Source organism: Flavobacterium sp. (assembly GCF_044368995.1).
In the GTDB taxonomy this organism is placed as follows: domain Bacteria; phylum Bacteroidota; class Bacteroidia; order Flavobacteriales; family Flavobacteriaceae; genus Flavobacterium.
The window spans coordinates 1-19,341 of sequence record NZ_JBIPMS010000025.1; the positions used below are offsets into that span (position 1 = coordinate 1).

General features: G+C 31.7%; 20 protein-coding genes and 1 pseudogene. 8 read left to right on the plus strand and 13 right to left on the minus strand.

Going from position 1 to position 19,341, the window contains the following annotated elements:
• Nucleotides 1-970: proline iminopeptidase-family hydrolase (locus ACIQ2I_RS03375; RefSeq protein WP_396181020.1), on the minus strand; the 970-nt coding region annotated here is incomplete at its 3' end.
• A gap of 1 nt (nucleotide 971) precedes the next feature.
• Entirely contained in the window at nucleotides 972-2,747 is a 1,776-nt protein-coding gene (locus tag ACIQ2I_RS03380) for an AMP-dependent synthetase/ligase (RefSeq protein WP_396181021.1), read from the minus strand.
• Nucleotides 2,748-2,947: 200 nt separating this feature from the next.
• Between ACIQ2I_RS03380 and ACIQ2I_RS03385 the strand changes: the two genes are divergently transcribed.
• Nucleotides 2,948-3,532: a dual specificity protein phosphatase family protein gene (locus ACIQ2I_RS03385; protein ID WP_396181022.1), complete on the plus strand. Its 585-nt coding sequence runs from the start codon at nucleotides 2,948-2,950 to the stop codon at nucleotides 3,530-3,532.
• Between the two features lie 105 nt (nucleotides 3,533-3,637).
• Here ACIQ2I_RS03385 and tpiA read toward each other — a convergent pair whose 3' ends face one another.
• From tpiA to ACIQ2I_RS03405, 4 genes are all read right to left on the minus strand, one after another.
• Nucleotides 3,638-4,387 carry a triose-phosphate isomerase gene (gene tpiA, locus ACIQ2I_RS03390; RefSeq protein ID WP_396181023.1) on the minus strand — a complete coding sequence of 250 codons (750 nt, stop codon included), beginning with the start codon at nucleotides 4,385-4,387 and terminating at the stop codon, nucleotides 3,638-3,640.
• Nucleotides 4,388-4,502: 115 nt separating this feature from the next.
• Nucleotides 4,503-4,994 (minus strand): thioredoxin-like domain-containing protein, encoded by a 492-nt coding sequence (locus ACIQ2I_RS03395; RefSeq protein ID WP_396181024.1) that lies wholly within the window; start codon nucleotides 4,992-4,994, stop codon nucleotides 4,503-4,505.
• 34 nt (nucleotides 4,995-5,028) lie between these two features.
• Nucleotides 5,029-6,099: a MauE/DoxX family redox-associated membrane protein gene (locus ACIQ2I_RS03400; RefSeq protein ID WP_396181025.1), complete on the minus strand. Its 1,071-nt coding sequence runs from the start codon at nucleotides 6,097-6,099 to the stop codon at nucleotides 5,029-5,031.
• Nucleotides 6,100-6,159: 60 nt separating this feature from the next.
• A complete protein-coding gene (locus ACIQ2I_RS03405; protein WP_396181026.1) occupies nucleotides 6,160-6,699 on the minus strand; it encodes a DUF1599 domain-containing protein in 540 nt (179 codons plus the stop codon).
• A gap of 113 nt (nucleotides 6,700-6,812) precedes the next feature.
• On the opposite strand from ACIQ2I_RS03405, the gene folP reads away from it, so the two are divergent.
• Together folP and rlmH are read left to right on the plus strand one after the other, a co-directional pair.
• On the plus strand, nucleotides 6,813-7,640 hold the full coding sequence (gene folP, locus ACIQ2I_RS03410) for a dihydropteroate synthase (RefSeq protein WP_396181027.1): 828 nt from the start codon (nucleotides 6,813-6,815) through the stop codon (nucleotides 7,638-7,640).
• 94 nt (nucleotides 7,641-7,734) lie between these two features.
• Entirely contained in the window at nucleotides 7,735-8,208 is a 474-nt protein-coding gene (rlmH, locus tag ACIQ2I_RS03415; RefSeq protein ID WP_396181028.1) for a 23S rRNA (pseudouridine(1915)-N(3))-methyltransferase RlmH, read from the plus strand.
• A 56-nt stretch (nucleotides 8,209-8,264) separates the two neighbouring features.
• Here the strand turns inward: rlmH and ACIQ2I_RS03420 are convergent, their stop codons facing one another.
• Nucleotides 8,265-8,981 (minus strand): YebC/PmpR family DNA-binding transcriptional regulator, encoded by a 717-nt coding sequence (locus ACIQ2I_RS03420; protein WP_396181029.1) that lies wholly within the window; start codon nucleotides 8,979-8,981, stop codon nucleotides 8,265-8,267.
• Between the two features lie 290 nt (nucleotides 8,982-9,271).
• On the opposite strand from ACIQ2I_RS03420, the gene ACIQ2I_RS03425 reads away from it, so the two are divergent.
• Complete coding sequence (locus tag ACIQ2I_RS03425) at nucleotides 9,272-10,942, plus strand: pseudouridine synthase (RefSeq protein ID WP_396181030.1); 1,671 nt, start codon at nucleotides 9,272-9,274, stop codon at nucleotides 10,940-10,942.
• Between the two features lie 219 nt (nucleotides 10,943-11,161).
• Here the strand turns inward: ACIQ2I_RS03425 and hutI are convergent, their stop codons facing one another.
• On the minus strand, nucleotides 11,162-12,403 hold the full coding sequence (gene hutI / locus ACIQ2I_RS03430; RefSeq protein ID WP_396181031.1) for an imidazolonepropionase: 1,242 nt from the start codon (nucleotides 12,401-12,403) through the stop codon (nucleotides 11,162-11,164).
• Nucleotides 12,404-12,451: 48 nt separating this feature from the next.
• Here hutI and corA point away from each other — a divergent pair, with 48 nt between their 5' ends.
• From corA to arsB, 4 genes are all read left to right on the plus strand, one after another.
• Nucleotides 12,452-13,516: a magnesium/cobalt transporter CorA gene (gene corA / locus ACIQ2I_RS03435; RefSeq protein WP_396181032.1), complete on the plus strand. Its 1,065-nt coding sequence runs from the start codon at nucleotides 12,452-12,454 to the stop codon at nucleotides 13,514-13,516.
• A 90-nt stretch (nucleotides 13,517-13,606) separates the two neighbouring features.
• Entirely contained in the window at nucleotides 13,607-13,930 is a 324-nt protein-coding gene (locus tag ACIQ2I_RS03440) for an ArsR/SmtB family transcription factor (RefSeq protein ID WP_396181033.1), read from the plus strand.
• A gap of 18 nt (nucleotides 13,931-13,948) precedes the next feature.
• Complete coding sequence (locus tag ACIQ2I_RS03445; protein WP_396181034.1) at nucleotides 13,949-14,557, plus strand: protein-tyrosine-phosphatase; 609 nt, start codon at nucleotides 13,949-13,951, stop codon at nucleotides 14,555-14,557.
• A 6-nt stretch (nucleotides 14,558-14,563) separates the two neighbouring features.
• Complete coding sequence (arsB, locus tag ACIQ2I_RS03450; RefSeq protein ID WP_396181035.1) at nucleotides 14,564-15,598, plus strand: ACR3 family arsenite efflux transporter; 1,035 nt, start codon at nucleotides 14,564-14,566, stop codon at nucleotides 15,596-15,598.
• A 107-nt stretch (nucleotides 15,599-15,705) separates the two neighbouring features.
• Here the strand turns inward: arsB and ACIQ2I_RS03455 are convergent, their stop codons facing one another.
• The 5 genes and pseudogenes from ACIQ2I_RS03455 to ACIQ2I_RS03475 form a co-directional block, all read right to left on the minus strand.
• Nucleotides 15,706-15,894: a hypothetical protein gene (locus tag ACIQ2I_RS03455; RefSeq protein ID WP_396181036.1), complete on the minus strand. Its 189-nt coding sequence runs from the start codon at nucleotides 15,892-15,894 to the stop codon at nucleotides 15,706-15,708.
• 103 nt (nucleotides 15,895-15,997) lie between these two features.
• Nucleotides 15,998-16,801, minus strand: coding sequence for a hypothetical protein (locus ACIQ2I_RS03460; protein ID WP_396181037.1), 804 nt, complete (start codon nucleotides 16,799-16,801; stop codon nucleotides 15,998-16,000).
• 169 nt (nucleotides 16,802-16,970) lie between these two features.
• Nucleotides 16,971-17,537 carry a hypothetical protein gene (locus ACIQ2I_RS03465; RefSeq protein ID WP_396181038.1) on the minus strand — a complete coding sequence of 189 codons (567 nt, stop codon included), beginning with the start codon at nucleotides 17,535-17,537 and terminating at the stop codon, nucleotides 16,971-16,973.
• Between the two features lie 540 nt (nucleotides 17,538-18,077).
• On the minus strand, nucleotides 18,078-18,932 hold the full coding sequence (locus ACIQ2I_RS03470; protein WP_396181039.1) for an OmpA family protein: 855 nt from the start codon (nucleotides 18,930-18,932) through the stop codon (nucleotides 18,078-18,080).
• A gap of 102 nt (nucleotides 18,933-19,034) precedes the next feature.
• Nucleotides 19,035-19,341: pseudogene (locus tag ACIQ2I_RS03475) on the minus strand (glycosyltransferase family 2 protein); the annotation flags it as partial.

Below are 19,341 nucleotides of genomic sequence, written 5' to 3' on the forward strand. Positions count from 1 at the left end.
CTTGGTCGTCGTATTGCGATAAATGGCTGCCGTTTTTACAAAATAAGAAGCGTCCGTTTTGTACTTGTGTCGCCATCCATTTCATATGTTCAGGATCCATAGTGTCGTATTTTGCACCTATGGTTAAGGTAGGAACGGTCAACTCTTTTAATCTTTTGGAAACATCCCAGTTTTTAATGTAGGCGTCACCTGTAATGCCAAATTCGCTATACCCTTGCATAGAAATATACACCTCAGAATTAATGTGTTTAAAGCATCTGGTTATCGATTCAGGCCATTCGTTTTGTGGTTTTCTTAAAATGTGTTGGGTGTAATAATGCTCAAAAAGTAATTCGGTATAACGTGGATTGGCAAAATCATTATTTTTTTCCAATTGCATAATTTCGTTATACACGTCTTTGTTCAATTGCGGACCCAATACTTCCTTAGCATATTTGTTATACAACGGAATGCTTGAAACCATATTGGAAATAATTAATCCTTTTAAATTCTTCTGATATTTCAAAGCGTAATCCATCGCTAAAATGCCACCCCAAGATTGTCCCAAAATGTAAAAATTATCTTTGTTTAAACCAAGTGCTATGCGTACTTGTTCCACTTCTTCTACAAAGCGTTCATTCGTCCATAGCGATTTGTCTTTTGGCTGGTCTGAATAATACGAACCCAACTGGTCGTAATAAATAAATTCAATGCCTTCTTTTGGAAAATAGCCTTCAAAAGATTCGTATAATTCATGCGTTAAACCAGGTCCGCCGTGTAAAAGCAATACTTTTATTTTCGGGTTGTTGCCAAATCGTTTTGTCCAAACTTTAAAAGTGCCTTTTGGAGTTTTTATGGGAATCATTTTAATGCCACCAGAGTATTGGTCTTCTTTTGAGTCAAAGGTGTGGTAGGTCTGTAACGAAAAATCTTCGCTCTTTTTACAAGAAAAAAAAGCGAAGACTAACGATATGAAAATATATTTTTTCATTTTATGATTGATAAATCTTATCGTAAAGCGATTGGTATTTCTCTTTGATAATTTTACGTTTCAATTTCATAGTTGGTGTTAAATGCCCTGCATCAATTGACCATAAATCGGGTGTTAATTCAAAACGTTTTACTTGTTCCCAATTACCGAATTTTTTGTTGGCTTCGTCAATATCTTCTTGGATTCTAGATATTACTTTTGGATTGTTGCAAAGGTCTTCATTAGAATTTCCTAAGTCAACTTGGTGTCTTATTGCCCATTCTTTTACAAAATCAAACGCCGGTTGAATAAAGGCAGCTGGCATTTTTTCGCCATCACCAATCACCATAATTTGCTCGATAAAACGAGATTGTTTGAATGAATTTTCTAATACTTGCGGTGCTACATATTTTCCTCCAGACGTTTTGAACATTTCTTTTTTACGATCTGTAATTTTCAAAAAGCCGTCAGCATCAATTTCACCAATATCGCCCGTATGGAAATAGCCATTTTTGATTACTTCTGCTGTTTGTGCTTCATCTTTATAATAACCCATCATTACGTTTGGACCTTTACAAAGGATTTCACCGTCTGCTGCAATTTTAACTTCTACGTTTTCAATAACTCTACCAACAGTTCCAATTCTGAATCCGCCATTTCGCATATCGTTTACTGAAATTACTGGAGACGTTTCCGTTAATCCGTATCCTTCCATTACTGGAATTCCAGCGGCTGTAAATACTTTTGTCAAACGCGTTTGTAATGCAGCACTACCAGAAACTAACATTTCCAATTCGCCACCCAAACCTTCTTGCCATTTAGAGAAAATTAATTTTCTGGCAATTCCTAATTTGAAGTTATAAAAGGCACCATTTGCATTATATGGTTTGTAATCCATACCTAAATCTAGTGCCCAAAAGAATAATCTTTTTTTAATTCCTGTTAAATCGGCGCCTTTTGCATATATTTTATCGTATACTTTTTCTAAAAGTCTTGGTACAACTGACATGACGTGTGGATGTACTTCTTTTAAATTATCGGAAATTTTTTCAATACTTTCAGCAAAATAAATCGAAATTCCACCATATTGGTACAAATACGTTAACATTCTTTCAAAAATATGGCAAATAGGCAAGAAACTCAAAGCACGCGTACTTCCTTTTCGTAAAGGCATTCTTTTGTCTGAGTTTAAAACATCAGAAACAATATTGTCATGAGAAAGCATAACGCCTTTTGGTCGGCCTGTAGTTCCAGATGTATAAATTATAGTTGCTAAATCGGAAGGTAAAACTTCACTTTTACGAACTTCTACGTCATTTTGGTTTGCGGTATCTTTACCCGTTTCTAATAAATCGCTCCATTTTTTACAACCAGAAATTTCGTTAAACGAATAAATATCTTTTAATAAAGGAATATTGGCCTGAACTGCTTTTAATTTATCATATACTTCTTGGTCAGAAACAAAACAATATTTTGCTTCAGAATGATTTAAAATATATTCATAATCTTCAGCTGAGATAGTTGGGTACATAGGAACGTTTTGTGCTCCAGTTTGCAAAATTCCAATATCTGAAATATGCCATTCCGTTCTGTTATTTGAGGAAATGATAGCAATTTTATCGTTTTTTTCTACACCAATATTTAATAAAGCTCTTGATAAAGCATTGGCTTTATTTAAATATTCTTGAGTAGAAGTTTTAATCCAGTCATTACCGTATTTGGTTACCAAAGCATCTGGTAAGTTGTATTTTTCTAACTGATAGTAAGGAAAATCAAAAAGTCGTGTTATATTTTGCATAAGAAATAGTTTTTAAACTGCAATTTATAAAAAAATTGTAACTTTATAAAAAAAATAACTGAAAAACTTTGAATAGTATTAATTTTGCATCAATTTCACTTTAATTTAATTATTTATAAAAGGAAAGTCAAAAGTCAAAAGTCAAAAATCAAAAGTCAAAAGTCAAAAGTCAAAAGTAATTTGTAAATAGTTTACTTACTATGTTTAAAAAGAATTTATTAAAAATTATACTTTCGGTAATAGTAATTGTTGCACTTTTTTGGGCAAAGAGTTATTTTTATGATTATAAAATAAATCATAATTTTAAAGTAATTTCCGAAGGAAAAGTATATAAAAGTGGCGTCATTCCACCAGAAGATATTGCCTATTTTGTAAAAGAACACCAAATTAAAAGCATCATCGATTTACGTTTTCCTGGAACGGGTGATGACGTTAATAATCCAGAAATTCCAGTAGAACTTATTGCAGAAAAAGAAGCCGCTGCTAAAATTAAAGGATTGAATTATTTCAATTTAGGATCAGACCAAGTGCCAAAACCAGAAAATTTAGAAGCTTTTTTTAAAGTAATGGACAATAAGGCTAATTATCCAGTGTTAATTCACTGTTTTCATGGTGTTGGTCGTGCAGAAATGTATTCCGCCATTTATCGCATAGAATATGAAAATTGGGACAGAGATGAAGCGAGAAAAGAAACTCGTTTTCTAACCAAATTTAGTTCTTTCGATTTAGGAAAACCAAAAGGCGATTTTTTGCATAGTTATGTGAAAAGGGGAGATAGAAAATAGAATATAGACAGCAGACTCTGAAACTAGTTCAGAGTGACAACTGAATTAAAAAATCTTTGTTAATCTGTTTAATCCGTTAAATCTGCGTACCTATTATTAAACAAATCAAAAACCAGAAATAATTCCGAAAAAATCGTTGGCATTTAAAGCAGCGCCTCCAATTAATCCGCCGTCTACATCTGGTTTAGAAAAAATTTCTTTGGCGTTGTCTGGTTTTACACTTCCACCGTATAGAATGGAAACATTTTCTGCAATTACACTTCCAAATACTTTATCGACTAAATTTCTAATAAATAAATGCATTTCTTGTGCTTGTTCTGGAGAGGCGGTTTCGCCAGTTCCAATTGCCCAAACTGGTTCGTAAGCCAATACAATGTTCTTCCAATTTTCTTTTGAAATATGAAATAAACCATCACGTAGTTGGTATTCTACAACGTTAAAATGATTGTCGCTTTGTCTGTCTTTTAATTCTTCGCCAAAGCAAAAAATCACAGTCATATCATGTGCTAATGCAGTATCCACTTTGTTAGCTAATAAGGCATCATTTTCATGAAAATAAGCCCTTCTTTCACTGTGACCTAAAATAACAGTAGATACGCCAATACTGGTTAGCATAGCTGCAGAAATTTCACCTGTAAAGGCACCACCTTCTGCCTGATGCATATTTTGCGCTGCGATTTTAATGTCTGAACCCGCTACTAATTCAATAGCTTTTGCTAAATACGGGAAAGGAGTTGCTAAAATAACTTCAGCAGCATTGTTTGGCTTATTGTTTTTAATTTCATTGATTAATTCAATGGCTTGCGGCAAGGTTTTATTCATTTTCCAGTTACCGGCTACGATGTTTTTTCTCATTTTTTAATTTAGTTTCAACATTTTTTTAAACACAGATTGGAGAAATTATTAAAATTATTAAAATTTCTTCAATCTGTGTTTAAAGAATAAAAATGCTTATTATGGTTATGATATTTTATTTAGATGTTTCTATACTTTCAATGATTTTATCAAAGTCTTTTTCGATGGCGCGGAATAAAACAATTTTTCCGTCTTTATTGATTACTATAAAACGAGGAATCCAATCTAATTTAATTGAAGTTCCAAATTCGCCTTTCATTCCGTCTGGAATTAAAAAATTATCACCAGAAACCTCGAATTTTTCAATTCCGCTTTTCCAAGCATCAAAAGTTTTATCACAAGATAAATTTATAAAAGCAACTTCTTTATATTTTTCTTTTAAATCCTTAACCTGAGGCATACTTTTTATGCAGTCCGAACACCAAGATGCCCAAACTTCAATTACAACGGTTTTGCCTTCGTTTTGCTTTAAAATTTCTTCAAAAGAAATGCCTTGATTTTCGATGTTGATTAATTTTGCAGTTAAACTTTCTTTTGAAAATTCAGTTTGTGCTTGGCAAGATGTTAACCCAAGTCCTAATGCTAATGTAGCTATTATTTTTTTCATAATTTATTAAAATTGAAATTTGGAATTTGTTATTTTATTTTTTGTAAATTACTTTTTCTAACGCTTTACTGTTAAATGCTTTTTCGGTAATTCCATCATAAAATTTAATGACGTTTCCGTTGTGTAAATATACTACGCCAGGCGTGTCTTTTCCAGTACCTAATTTTGTCCAAAAAGGAATGATGTCAATCACTTTATGTGGGAATTGTTTTCCAGCATATTTAAAGAAATCTGGAATTTTTTCCGCTTCTTCATCCATAAAAACAATTTGTACTTGTGGAAAATCTTTGTGTTTTTTTTGTAAAGCGTTTAAATCTTTTGCAGCATCACGGCAATGTTCGCAACCTGGAACGAAAAAACACAATATTTTTTGACCTTTATCAATATCTATATATAAGTCGGAATAACCAGAAATAGCTTGTTTTGGACCTACTTCTTTTTTAATTGCTTCAACCACTTTCTCTGTTTTTATTTTTTCTGTTTTAATAGAATCACTCAATTTAGAAATCGTATCAACTGAAATATTGCTATTGACATTATTATTGTCATTGATATTGCTATTGCCATTGCTATTTGAAATTGACACTGAACTCGCTTTCATTGGTGCTAACATAAATAATCCCAAAATACAAACTAAAGTTACAGAAGTTACTATCCAAAAATTCGATTTTTTATCATTTTCCAAAAGTTTCCAAAGCCAAATTAATAATCCAACAGCGATGATATTTTTAATAATGGCTTCAATTGGTGTCATCGGAATTAATTCGCCAAAACAACCACAATTCCCTGAATTACCGCCACTTAAAAAAGTAACATAACTCAAATGAATGATAAAAACACTTAACAAACCAACTGTTGCAGGAATGGTAATGCGTTTTAAGAAATGATTGTTAAGCAATAAAAAGCCAAGCGCAAATTCGATTCCAATTAAAATTCTTGAAAAATAGGATGCAAGTGATTCTGAAAATCCTAAAGTATATAATTGTTTGACTTCAAAAGTGGAAATCGCAAAATAAGGCGACGGATATAATTTAGCTATAGCTGAAACTATAAAAAGTAACGCAACTACAATTCTAATAATCCAAGAAATATTTTTTTTGTTCATTTTAATGTGTTTTAACAAATATAAACAGGCTTTTTCATAGTTTGTGTTAATGAGATGTTATTAAAATTTTCCCATCAAAATCAAAGCAAAAACCGAATAGTTTATCATGTCTTGATAATTGGCATCAATACCTTCAGAAACCAAAGTTTTTCCTTCGTTGTCTTCAATTTGTTTCACACGCAATAACTTCTGAATAATCAAATCTGTGAGAGAATTTACACGCATATCGCGCCAAGCTTCTCCATAATCATGATTTTTATCTTCCATTAATTCCTTCGTGATTTCAATTTTATGATTGTATAATTTTATGGCTTCATCTGCTGATAAATCTGGCTGAGCGGCAATTCCTTTATCCATTTGAATTAATGCCATTATACAATAATTGATAATTCCAATAAATTCTGACGTTTCGTCTTCATCTACTTTTCTTACGACGTTTTCTTGTAAACTTCTTATGCGTTGTGCTTTAATAAATATTTGATCGGTTAATGAAGGCAAACGCAAAACACGCCAAGCTGTTCCATAATCGTGCGCTTTTTTTGTAAATAATTCTCTGCAAACTGCTATAACTTTGTCGTATTCTTGTGAGGTATTGCTCATTATTATTTTATATTTGTACTTTAGTAAGCCACAGATTTCACTGATTTACACAGATTTTTCTGTTTTTTAATTAGTAATTTTGTATCAAAGTTCAAATATAAGTAAAAAATACTATGTCAACAATAAACTGCAAAGGAACACTCATCAACTTATCAACACCAAAAGTAATGGGAATTGTAAACGTGACGCCAGATTCATTTTTTGACGGTGGAAAACTTACCAATTCCAATGAAATTGTACTTCAAGTAGAAAAAATGTTGCGTGATGGTGCTACGTTTATTGATTTGGGTGGCTATTCTAGTAAACCTGGCGCTGATTTTGTTTCTGAAGCTGAAGAACTAAATAGAGTAGTACCAATTGTAAAAGTATTAGTAGAGAGATTCCCAGATATTTTACTTTCTATTGATACCTTTAGAAGTGAAGTAGCCAAACAAGCTGTTGAAAATGGTGCGGCATTGATTAATGATATTTCAGCAGGTTTGTTAGATGAAAATATGTTGGAGACCGTTGCAAAATTGCAAGTCCCTTACATTATGATGCATATGAAAGGCACGCCAAAAACCATGCAAAGCTTAGCCAACTACGACGATTTACTAAAAGAAATGAATTTTTATTTTTCAGAACGAATTGCGAAAGCCAGAAGTTTTGGTTTAAATGATATTGTTATCGATCCTGGATTTGGATTTGCGAAAACCTTAGAACAGAATTACGAATTACTTCAAAATTTAGAACTACTTCAATTTCACGAATTACCTATTTTAGCTGGTATTTCAAGAAAATCCATGATTTACAAAGCATTAGAAACTTCTCCAGAATATGCCTTAAACGGAACAACTTTTTTACATGCATTTTGTTTACAAAAAGGCGCGAATATTTTAAGAGTACACGATGTAAAAGAAGCGGTGGAATGTGTTTCTTTATTTAGATTATTAGATAGTTAGACAATTAGATAATTGATTGTATTATAAAACAGTATATATATTTTATAAAAACTAACACATTGTAACTATTTTCTTTGTGTTTTAAAATCTCAAAATGAACATCAAACTTATCGTCATAGGGAAAACAGATAATAAAAATCTAAACGCTTTAATTGAAGAATATACCAAGCGATTGAGATTTTATATTAAGTTCGATTTGGAAGTGATTCCTGATATAAAAAACGTAAAAAATTTATCGGAATCGGAACAAAAAACAAAAGAAGGTCAACTCATTTTAGAAAAATTAACACCAACCGATCAATTAATTTTATTGGACGAAAACGGAAAGGAATTTAATAGTGTTGGATTTTCTGATTTTTTACAAAAGAAAATGAACTCTGGTATTAAAACGTTAGTATTTGTAATTGGTGGACCTTACGGATTTTCAGAGGAAGTCTATCAAAAAGCTCAAGGAAAAGTCGCTTTATCACAAATGACTTTTTCGCATCAAATGGTGCGTTTATTTGTAATTGAACAAATTTATAGAGGTTTTACCATTTTGAACAACGAACCGTATCATCATCAATAATTAATGTGCCAATTAGTTAATGTGCCAATTATCTCATTATCTAATTGTCTAATTCTCTAATTTTCCAACATAGTATGAAACACGTTCATTACGTCATCGTCTTCTTCGATTTTCTCTAATAATTTTTCTACATCAGCGACTTGTTCTGTAGTTAATTCTTTAGTTACCTGAGGAATTCTATCAAATCCTGAAGATAAAATTTCCAAGCCTCTAGATTCTAATTCTTTCTGAATGGCTCCGAAACTTTCAAAAGGCGCGTACATTAAAATTCCGTCTTCATCATCTGCGAAAATTTCTTCTACACCAAAATCAATCATTTCTAATTCTAATTCGTCAATATCTTGTCCGGCAGCTGGAATTCTGAAGTTACAAGTATGGTCAAACATAAATTCTACCGATCCTTGCGTGCCCATTGTTCCGTTGCATTTGTTGAAATAACTTCTAATATTTGCAACCGTTCTGTTGTTATTATCCGAAGCAGTTTCTATTAAAATGGCAATGCCGTGTGGCGCATATCCTTCAAATAATATTTCTTTATAGTTTGCGGTGTCTTTATCTGTTGCTTTTTTTATAGCGCGTTCTACGTTCTCTTTAGGCATATTTACGGCCTTTGAGTTTTGTATAACAGCTCTTAAACGCGAGTTAGCTTCCGGATTTGGACCTCCTTCTTTTACAGCCATTACAATATCTTTACCAATTCTGGTAAATGCTTTAGCCATTGCCGACCAACGCTTCATTTTTCTTCCTTTTCTGAATTCAAACGCTCTTCCCATTTCTCGTTTTGGTTTTTATATATAATTGCAAAAATAAAATAAGCAAGTAGTAAAAAAAAATGTTTGAACGTTTTTTTTAAGTTTTAAGATTTTAAATGCTTTAGCAATTTAAGATTTGCCACGAATTCACAAATTTAACCCATAAGCATTTGATTTAATTCGAATTTCATCCAAGATGAAAAAATTTTATATTCAACATTTGATTCGAAAATTCGTGGCAAACAACCAAAATTAATATTGAAGTTTGGAGTCTAATTGGTATTACAACTCTATTACTTTATCTTTGGTGAATGCGAAACCAATTTTTTCAACCTTTTCCAACCGATATTTCAGGAATTCCATTACCTGAAAAATTTACGTTTCCGTTTTATTATCAACCACATAAATTGAGTGAAATGGCAGCGTTAGAATTGCAAAATTACTTAGAAACGCAATCTAATTTTGATCATAATTTTGGATTAGATACTACTCAGAAAGGTTTGGTAATTGGTAAAATGTTTGGCGTTTTGGTTTGTCAAAATGAAAATGGTAAATTAGGTTATTTATGGGCATTTTCAGGAAAATTAGCTAATGAAAATCACCATAAATACTTTGTGCCAACTGTTTTTGATATGTTAACGGAAAATAGTTTTTTTCGTAAAGAAGAAACATTGCTAAATGCTTACAATCGTAAAATTGAAATTTTAGAAAATTCTGATAATTATTTAAAGGAATTGGAGAATTTCAAGAACACCAATATTCAAGCTGCAACCGAATTACAAAATCAGAAAATCAGAATTAAAGCGCAAAAAATAATACGTGATAAAAGAAGAATTCAAATAGAAACTACTTTAAACGAAGAAGAATTATTTGAATTTAACAAACAACTAGCTGAAGAAAGTAAACAAGAAAGTATTTTGTTTAAAAAAATGACAAAATATTGGAAATTGACTTTACAAGCTTTGGAAGAAAAAGTAGCCGTGTTTACCAATGAAATCAATCAATTAAAAGAAGAAAGAAAAGCAAAATCGGCTGAATTACAACAAAAATTATTTTCAAATTATTCCTTTTTCAATCAATACCAAGAAAAGAAAAGTTTAGCCGAAATTTTTAACAATAATCCGCCTGCTGGAGCTGGAGAATGTGCTGCGCCGAAATTATTACATTATGCTTTTCAACATCATTTAAAACCCATTTGTATGGCTGAATTTTGGTGGGGACAATCGCCAAATTCTGAAGTGCGCCAACACAAGCAATTTTATCCATCTTGCAAAAGTAAATGCGAACCCATTTTAATGGGACACATGCTAAAAGATTTAGAAATGGAAGAAAATCCTTTTATTATAAATCACGCAGAAGGAAAAGATATAGAAATTGTCTACGAAGATGAAGTAATGTTAGTAATCAATAAACCTACCGAGTTTTTATCGGTTCCTGGAAAAACCATTTCAGATTCGGTTTATGCTCGAATTAAAGAAAAATATCCTGAAGCCACGGGTCCGTTAATTGTACATCGATTAGACATGTCCACTTCTGGAATTATGCTTATCGCCAAAAATGAAATTACTGCCGTACAATTGCAAAGTCAGTTTATTAATAGAACTATTAAGAAACGTTATGTGGCACTATTAGATGGTTTGTTGGAAAAATCTCACGGTTATATTGATTTGCCTTTGCGAGTTGATTTAGAGGACAGACCAAGACAATTAGTATGTTACGAACATGGAAAACCAGCACAAACAAAATGGAAAACCATTGAAGTTAAAAACGGAAAAACGAAAGTGCATTTTCACCCCATTACTGGAAGAACCCACCAATTACGCGTTCATGCTTCTCATAGTTTAGGATTGCATACGCCTATTGTTGGCGATGATTTATATGGGACTAAAGCAAATAGGCTGCATCTTCATGCCGAATATATTCAGTTTGAACATCCGATTTCAAAGGAAATTATGGAGATTTTGGTGGAAGCGGAGTTTTAGGTTTTACCGCAAAGACACAAAGATTGCGCAAGGTTCGCTAAGTTCTATTATTTACACCCAGTTTGTCATGCTGAAAGCATCTCTTATTGTTTTTTTTTTAATGAATAATGTGATTTTTTTGGCGTGAGACTCTTTCAGAGTGACAAACCTTGTGGTTAATTTTCTTGATTATTTTTTTACAGCAAAGAATTTTGCGAGCCTTGCGCAATCTTTGCGAACTTAGCGGTTAAATATTTCTCCATCCAACCAAACACTATCAATCAAATTCGTAGCAAAACAATACGGAATTTCATAAAAACTATGTAAGGGTTTTGTAATAATCAAATTGGCTTTTTTGCCTTTCGTAATACTTCCGTGCGAATCGCTTAGATCCATCGCATAAGCACCATTAATTGTGGCTGCGTTTATGGCTTCTTCTGGAGTCATTTTCATTTTGATACAAGCCGTAGCAACCACAAAATGCATATTTCCTGAAGGCGAAGTGCCTGGATTAAAATCGGAAGCTAATGCTAAAGGTAAACCTGCATTTATCATTTGTCTTGCTGGTGTGTAAGGAATCGAAATAAAATACGAACAACTTGGTAAAGCCACTGGCATACAATCAGAATTTTTTAATGCCGCAATATCTTCATCCGTGACAATTTCTAAATGGTCAACACTTAAAGCACCGTTTTCAACACAAGCTTTTATGCCGCCTATGGCTGTAAATTGATTTACGTGAATTTTTGATTTTAGGCTATATTTTTTACCTGCTTCCATAATCTGAATGGTTTCTGAAACACTAAAATAACCAGTTTCTAAAAAGGCATCAATATAATCAGCTAAATTTTCTGCTGCGATTTTAGGTAACATTTCATTGATAATCAAATCAATATACGCTTGATGATTTTCTTTGTATTCTGATGGAAAAGCATGCGCACCTAAGAAAGTCGATTTTATAGCAATTGGATAATTTTCTTTTAATTTTTTGATGACACGAAGCATTTTCAATTCGCCATCTACGGTTAATCCGTAACCCGATTTAATTTCAACGGCTCCTGTGCCTTGAGAAATAACTTCCTCTAAACGTTTTTTCGATTGGTTGTAAATCTCTTCTTCGGAAGTTTCATTTAATTTCTTAGCCGAATTTAATATTCCACCACCACGATTGGCAATTTCTTCGTAGGACAACCCATTTATTCTATCTACAAATTCGCTACTTCTATTTCCGGCATAAACTATGTGCGTGTGACTGTCGCAAAAACTTGGCATTACAATTTTTCCAGTTGCATCAACAATGGTTGCGTTTTTTACAATTGGACAGTTTTCCATCAAACCAAAATCTGAGATAAAATCATTTTCCAAAAGTAAATAGGCATTTTCTAAAATGGGTAAATGCGCCATTTCTGAACCTGAAACTTTTTTAATTGAAGTTGGTCTAACTTGTAGTAATTGTTTTATATTTATAATTATGGTTTGCATAAGAATTAGTTATATTTGTAAAAGGTAAAAATACTTATTTAATACAAAGTGCGAAAACTATTATACAAAAAAGGTCGAAAAGTTATACCTACTCTAGTAGAGTATACGGGTAAACATGAAAATATTGCACCTGAAATGCAATTATTTGTATACAATTCTGAGGAATTATCTGAATTTGAAGATATAAAATTATATCAATTGGATAAACATTTAGATTACACAAAAAACAATTGGATTAATTTACACGGATTGTCTGATGTTTCCTTGATAAAAGAAATTGGCATAAAATTTAAAATTGATGACTTTATTTTAGGTGACATTTTAAATATACTTAAACGTTCAAAAGTTGAGGAGCATAACCATACTCTTTTTTTTAATATAAAATCGTTATTACCTGAATCTAATGGTATTGATGTTGAGCAGATTAGTTTTATTTTACGAGATGGATTGCTATTTTCATTTCAAGAGAAAAAGAGCGATTTCTTTTTACATATCCGTGAAAGAATGCGCCAACATGCCGGAATTGTTAGAGATAGAAAAGTAGATTATTTACTCTATTTGCTTTTAGACGCTGTTATGGAAAACTTTTATATTACTATAGAAAGTGAAGAGCAAAAAATTGACGCCGTTATTGATTTAATCAAAACTAAACCCAATCCAAAAATATTAGAAGAAATAGAACGCCATAGAGATAATTTAAACTTTTTACGTCGTTCTATAGTGCCACTTCGTGATTCTTTATATTCGATAAAAAGCATGAAAGATGATGATGTTTTTAATGTGATTACTTCTGAAAATTATACCTTTTTCTCTCGTTTGCATCAAAAATGTTTAGAATTATTAGACCAAGTGGATGCCGATTTAAGTTCATTGGAAAGTGCTTCATCGTTTTATTTTTCTTTGCAAAGTCATAAAATGAATGAAGTGATGAAAACCTTAACTGTGGTTTCTGTGTTTTTTATGCCGTTAACTTTTATTGTAGGCGTGTATGGAATGAACTTCGATAACATGCCCGAGTTACATTGGAAATACGGCTATTTTTATATTGTGGGGGTAATGTTTTTTTTGTTCGTTTCCATGATTGTATATTTCAAAAAGCGAAATTGGTTTTAAATTAATTATATAAAATGTTTTTCTTTTATTACGAAACATTTTTTTGTTATTCATTTATATTGTAATATTGCAATATATAAATATGATAAAATGGGAATTACTAAATCTGAATCTTTTACAAACGAACAAAACGATATGGCCAACTTGTTTAAAGCCATGGCAAATCCGGCACGAGTAGCCATAATTCAATATTTATTAAAGGTCGATTCTTGTATTTGTGGCGATATAGTAAATGAATTACCATTGGCACAACCTACCATTTCTCAACATTTAAAAGAATTAAAAAACGCCAACATCATACAAGGAACCATTGAAGGAAAATCTATTTGTTATTGTTTAAACAAAGACGTATTTGAATCCATTGGGCGTTATTTTATGGGCATGTACATTAAGTTAGATGCCAAATGTTGTTAATTTTAAATTGCTGAAAACATGTTCAATAATCTATCAAAAACCATTGCAATTGTCAAAGAAATTCCGGTTTCAATTGAAAGACAAGCAGTATTACAACCGCTAGTTACTTACATTCAAAACAAAGTCAAGCAGCAACAAGAAATTCAGTTGAATTTTATTTGTACGCACAACTCTCGCCGCAGTCATTTGTCGCAAATTTGGGCACAAACTATGGCGTTTCATTTCCAAATTCATAATGTATTTTGCTATTCTGGCGGAACGGAAGCTACGGCCATGTTTCCAAAAGTGGGAGAAACTTTAACGAATCAAGGATTTGAAATTCAAAAAATTTCAGATACAGAAAATCCCGTTTATGAAGTTAAATTTGATGAAAATCAACTTGCTATTGTTTGTTTTTCAAAAACATATTTCGATGATTTTAATCCGAAAAACAATTTTGGAGCCATCATGACTTGCAATAATGCAGATGAAGGTTGCCCAATGGTTTTTGGTGCGGAAGCGCGATTTCCAATAAAATATGACGACCCAAAAGCCTTTGATGGAACACCAGAAATGAACGAAAAATATACCGAAAGAAGTTTACAAATTGCTTCGGAAATGTATTATGTTTTCAATCAAATAAAATAAATGATTATGAAAAAAAGATTAGGATTTTTAGACCGATTTTTAACGTTATGGATTTTTTTAGCGATGCTAATTGGTGTTTCCATTGGTTATTTAATTCCAAATGCAGCTACTTTTATCAATTCGTTTTCTTCTGGAACAACTAATATTCCTTTGGCAATTGGTCTGATTTTAATGATGTATCCGCCACTAACCAAAATCGATTTTTCGCAAGTGCCTAAAATGTTCCAAAAACCAAAATTGCTAACTGCTTCGTTTTTTATTACTTGGATAGTTGGCCCCTTTTTAATGTTTTTATTAGCCACTTTTTTCCTTCAAGATTATCCACAATACATGACAGGTTTAATTATCATTGGTTTAGCACCCTGCATTGCCATGGTAATTGTTTGGAATGAATTGGCAGAAGGCAATCGTGAATTAACCGCTGGTTTAATTGGTATTAATAGTTTGTTGCAAGTTTTCTTTTTTAGTTTATACGCTTATTTTTATCTAGAAATTATGTTGCCTTTATTTGGCATCAAAGGGTTACAACTTAATATTACCATCCTTGAAATTGCAAAAACTGTTGGTATCTATTTGGGTATTCCTTTTGCTTTGGCAATGGTTAGTCGTTTTGCTATAAAAAAATATATTGGCGAAACTTTCTTCAATCAAAAGTTTATTCCTTTTGTATCGCCAATAACGCTAATTTCTTTGCTTTTTACCATCGTAATTATGTTCAGTTTAAAAGGGGAAATGATTGTAGATTTACCTTTAGACGTTTTAAGAATAGCCATTCCATTAGTGATATTCTTTGCAATAATGTTTTTCTTGATGTTTTTTGTGTCTAAAAAAATTGGCGCCAATTACCGTGATGCGGTGGCGTTGTCATTTACGGCATCTGGTAATAATTTTGAGTTGGCCATTGCGGTTTCTATTGGAGTTTTTGGTATCAATAGTGGCCAAGCTTTTGCGGGTGTTATTGGCCCGTTAGTGGAAGTGCCCGCCTTAATTATTTTGGTACAAGTAGCTTTTTGGTTGCGAAAAAAGTATTTTAATAAATAGTCTGATTTTACTTTTTGTTTAATGCTTTACAGGTTTAATAGTTGCATGGTAACCCATTTTTTTTAATTGGTTTTAATTAATTTTTGTGCGACTTCTTTTTCATTTTCTTATTTATTTTCTGTTTCTTTATTCCTAAAGGCTTGATTTAATAGATAATTACCAAAGATTAAACACCCTAATCCAAGAGCGATTTTTAGAAAAAATTCGTCAAAATATTTTGAGTCCAACCACATGGCAGCACTGAGTATTATGTCAAATTTCCCAACAAACAAGGCGATAATTCCTACTACTTTCATAATTATGTGTTTTTAATGGTTATTTAATTTTTTAAACTTCATTGCGAGGTAGTTAGCGACCTCCATTACCACGCGAAGGGATTCGCGCGGTAGCGGGGGGGGGTTATTCTTCAGTTAGGTCAAAATATTCGTGTAAATCAATAATTTTATATATCGACGGTTTTCCGTTTATGTTTATAATTTTTACATCTACTACAAAAGCTGTTGTAAATGGATTTATGTCGCTATGCAACATTGTTTCTTTTACGTTATCTTCCTCAAATATTATATTTAATTCTTTTTTACCGAGTTCTTCGATTACTCCTTTATTACCTGATTTACTTTTAATATTTCCTCTAGCTTGAAACCAAGTCATTACTACTTTTTCAAATTTGTCATCTTGTTGCTCAGGAATTTTTAGAAAATCAAGTTCTCTTTTTACAATATTTTGGACTGCATTTGATTCAGTTGAGCTCAAATTAAAATTGAAATTTACATTTCCATTAATTGTTGTGCTGAAATTAATTTGAGATGCTTTGTCTTTAGCAATTGGATTTACAATCGCTGACAGTTCTTTGTAATCTGTTTGACTTAATTCGGGTTTTTTTCCTTCGCCTTTAAGTAAAAATTTATAAGCTTTTTTGCAATATTCAGCAAAACCAACAACAGTATTCACATTTTCTACAAACGGAATCATTCCAACAGTTGCTAACTCAACCAGTTCAACAATTACACTTCCAGATTTAATTTCTTTTACATAAAGTTTAGCTTCCCTCTCTTCTTTATGATTTCCATTTTTTTCAACATAACTACTGAATTGTGAAGCCAAAGAAAATAAAGACTTTGTCAAATCAACCAATTCAACAGGATTTTTGTTGTCAATTTTAATTACAAGTCGAATGTCTCTTACTTCTGCAATTTCTGTCATAATCTATTTTTGTTGTTTTCGATGTAAGTTTACTGCCAACCCCCCCCCGCTGCCGCGCGAATCCTTCGCGTGGTTTGATTATCCCGCCTACTCTTTCTAGTTTTCGGCTGCCCTGTTATGTTTTCCCGTTCCCACGCGAAGGATTCGCGCGGGAGCGGGTGTTATAGTTTTAGTCTTCATCAATTGCCCAAGTATAAACAACAGTTGAAAATGCGCCCGTTTTTTGTCTATCAATGTTTCCCTCGTTTTCAAACTCTTTACCAAATCTTTCAAACATTGAAATAAAGCCCATGTCTCGGTCTGGTAATTTGGTTAAAATTTTACTTATTACCGGCAATGCTGTTTTTGCAATTATGAGCCAAGGATTGTTTGTGCCATGAATATCCGAAATTGTTCCCATGGCGTTGTCACCAATTTCTGTTTGAATGTCTTTCAAAACTTCGCCAACAGTTCTGTCACTTGATCTGGAATGACGTACATAGAAATGAACATTCAACTCTTTTGTTGCAGGCAATATTCTTCTAAGTAATAGCAGACCTTCACTGTTTGGAGATCCATCATCAAAAGTAACTTCGTTATTTTGACTAGGTACCATCTTGATTGCTTCAGTTGGTATAGTGGCTAACACCATTTTCTCCACTTCTGTTGGGTGTTCTGTCACAACAACAAAATAAATATTCCATCTTTTTTTCGGACGATCAATATTCAATTGGTTTAATTCTAAACGTACTCTCATAATTTCTATAATTTATTTATGCCTACTCTAATTCCCATTTTCGGCTTTCGGAGTATTTATTTTGTTATAGTATTTGCGTTTTTCCTTGTTAAACGCCCACTAAAAAAAACTTTTAAAAAAATATTATTATTTAAAAGGATTTTTTGCGGACCAATTTGTGAATAAAGTAATTCTCAAAATAAAGCTGTAACTAGAAGAAATTTTTCACAAGATTTCATTTATACATTTAAAATTATATATTCAATTCAGATTGATAAAATTGTATGTGTTGTTTTTTCAATTTTTGATAAAAATTTTAATTTTTTGACAAAACAAAAATCTAGGGTTTTTATTTTTGTTTTAGTTTTTAATATTTTTACAACTAAAAATCAGTATTTATTAACTAAACACCTATTTAGGATAGACATAAAGTGTAGATTTTTGCTTATGATTTTCAACTTTATAAATGAATACATTTTATAATAATTATGGTTTTTTTGGGAAGATTAAAGCAAAAAAAAGCGACTAAATAGTCGCTTTTAATTTGTATGTTGAGGAAAATTATTTTCCTAAGTTTTTCATTTCTTTTTCTAACATGTCATAAAACTGGTCAATTTTCGGCATAATAATAATGCGAGTTCTACGATTTTTAGCTTTGTTAGCAGGCGTGCTGTTATCTACTAACGGCACATAAGAACTTCTTCCTGCGGGTATTAATTGTTTTGGATTTACACCCAAATCGTTCTGTAACACACGAACAATAGCTGTAGATCGTTTTACAGATAAATCCCAATTGTCAAGTAATACTTCGCTTTTAAACGGCACATTATCGGTATGTCCTTCTACCATACATTCAAAATCAGGTTTGCTATTGATTACTTTTGCTACTTTAGCCAACACGTTTTTGGCTTTAGTATTTACTTCATAACTTCCAGACTTAAATAATAAGTTGTCGGCAATAGAAATCATAACAACGCCTTTTTCTACATTAATATTAATGTCCGGATCGTCCATGCCTACTTCACGTTTTAAACTAGTTACTAACGCTAACGTTACACTGTCTTTTTTAGTTAGAGCATCTTGTAAACGGGTAATTTTTAAATCTTTTTCTTTTAAACTTTCTAGAGATTTTTCTAAATTTTCAGCCCCTTTTGCAGATAAAACAGTCATTTCTTTTGAAAACGATAGTAAATCAGAATTGGTTTTCTTTAAATACTCTAGTTGAGAAGCTAAATTGCTATAGTCTGCATTTAATTTTTCTTTTTCAGACAAACACATATTTAATTTTACAGTTGCTGAATTAAGTAAATCTTGCGTAGCTTTCTCTTTAGCTTCAAGCATAGAAAATTTCTTTTTAGATACACATGACGAAAGCGCAAAAGGAAGAATTGCTGCCAAAATTAGAATTTTTTTCATTTAAATATATTTTTTACAAAGTTATATAGAAAAAATCATACCAAAGTAGGTTGCATGATAAAATTTATGTTTTTTTTAGTAAATACGGAAAAAGAGATAAGTCTATATTCTGTTAAAAGTTTTCTTTTTCTGAACAAAGTAACTCCAAACTATTGATTTTGTATAAAAATAATCTGTTTTTTGAGTTTGGTTTCTTTTTTTAAGATTCTTTCCCAATAGATGATAAAAATGGAAATGGGCTTTTAAAATAGCAAAAACATGTGTAATTTTTCCTTGAAAAAGTAACTGAATACCGGCAAGTCCATCTAAAAATAATCGTATAAAAAGAACAGAAACTAATTTATCTTTAGGAAGATTTTTGGTCAACATCAACAATGAATTTCTAAAATTCAAAAATGTTTTCTTTGGG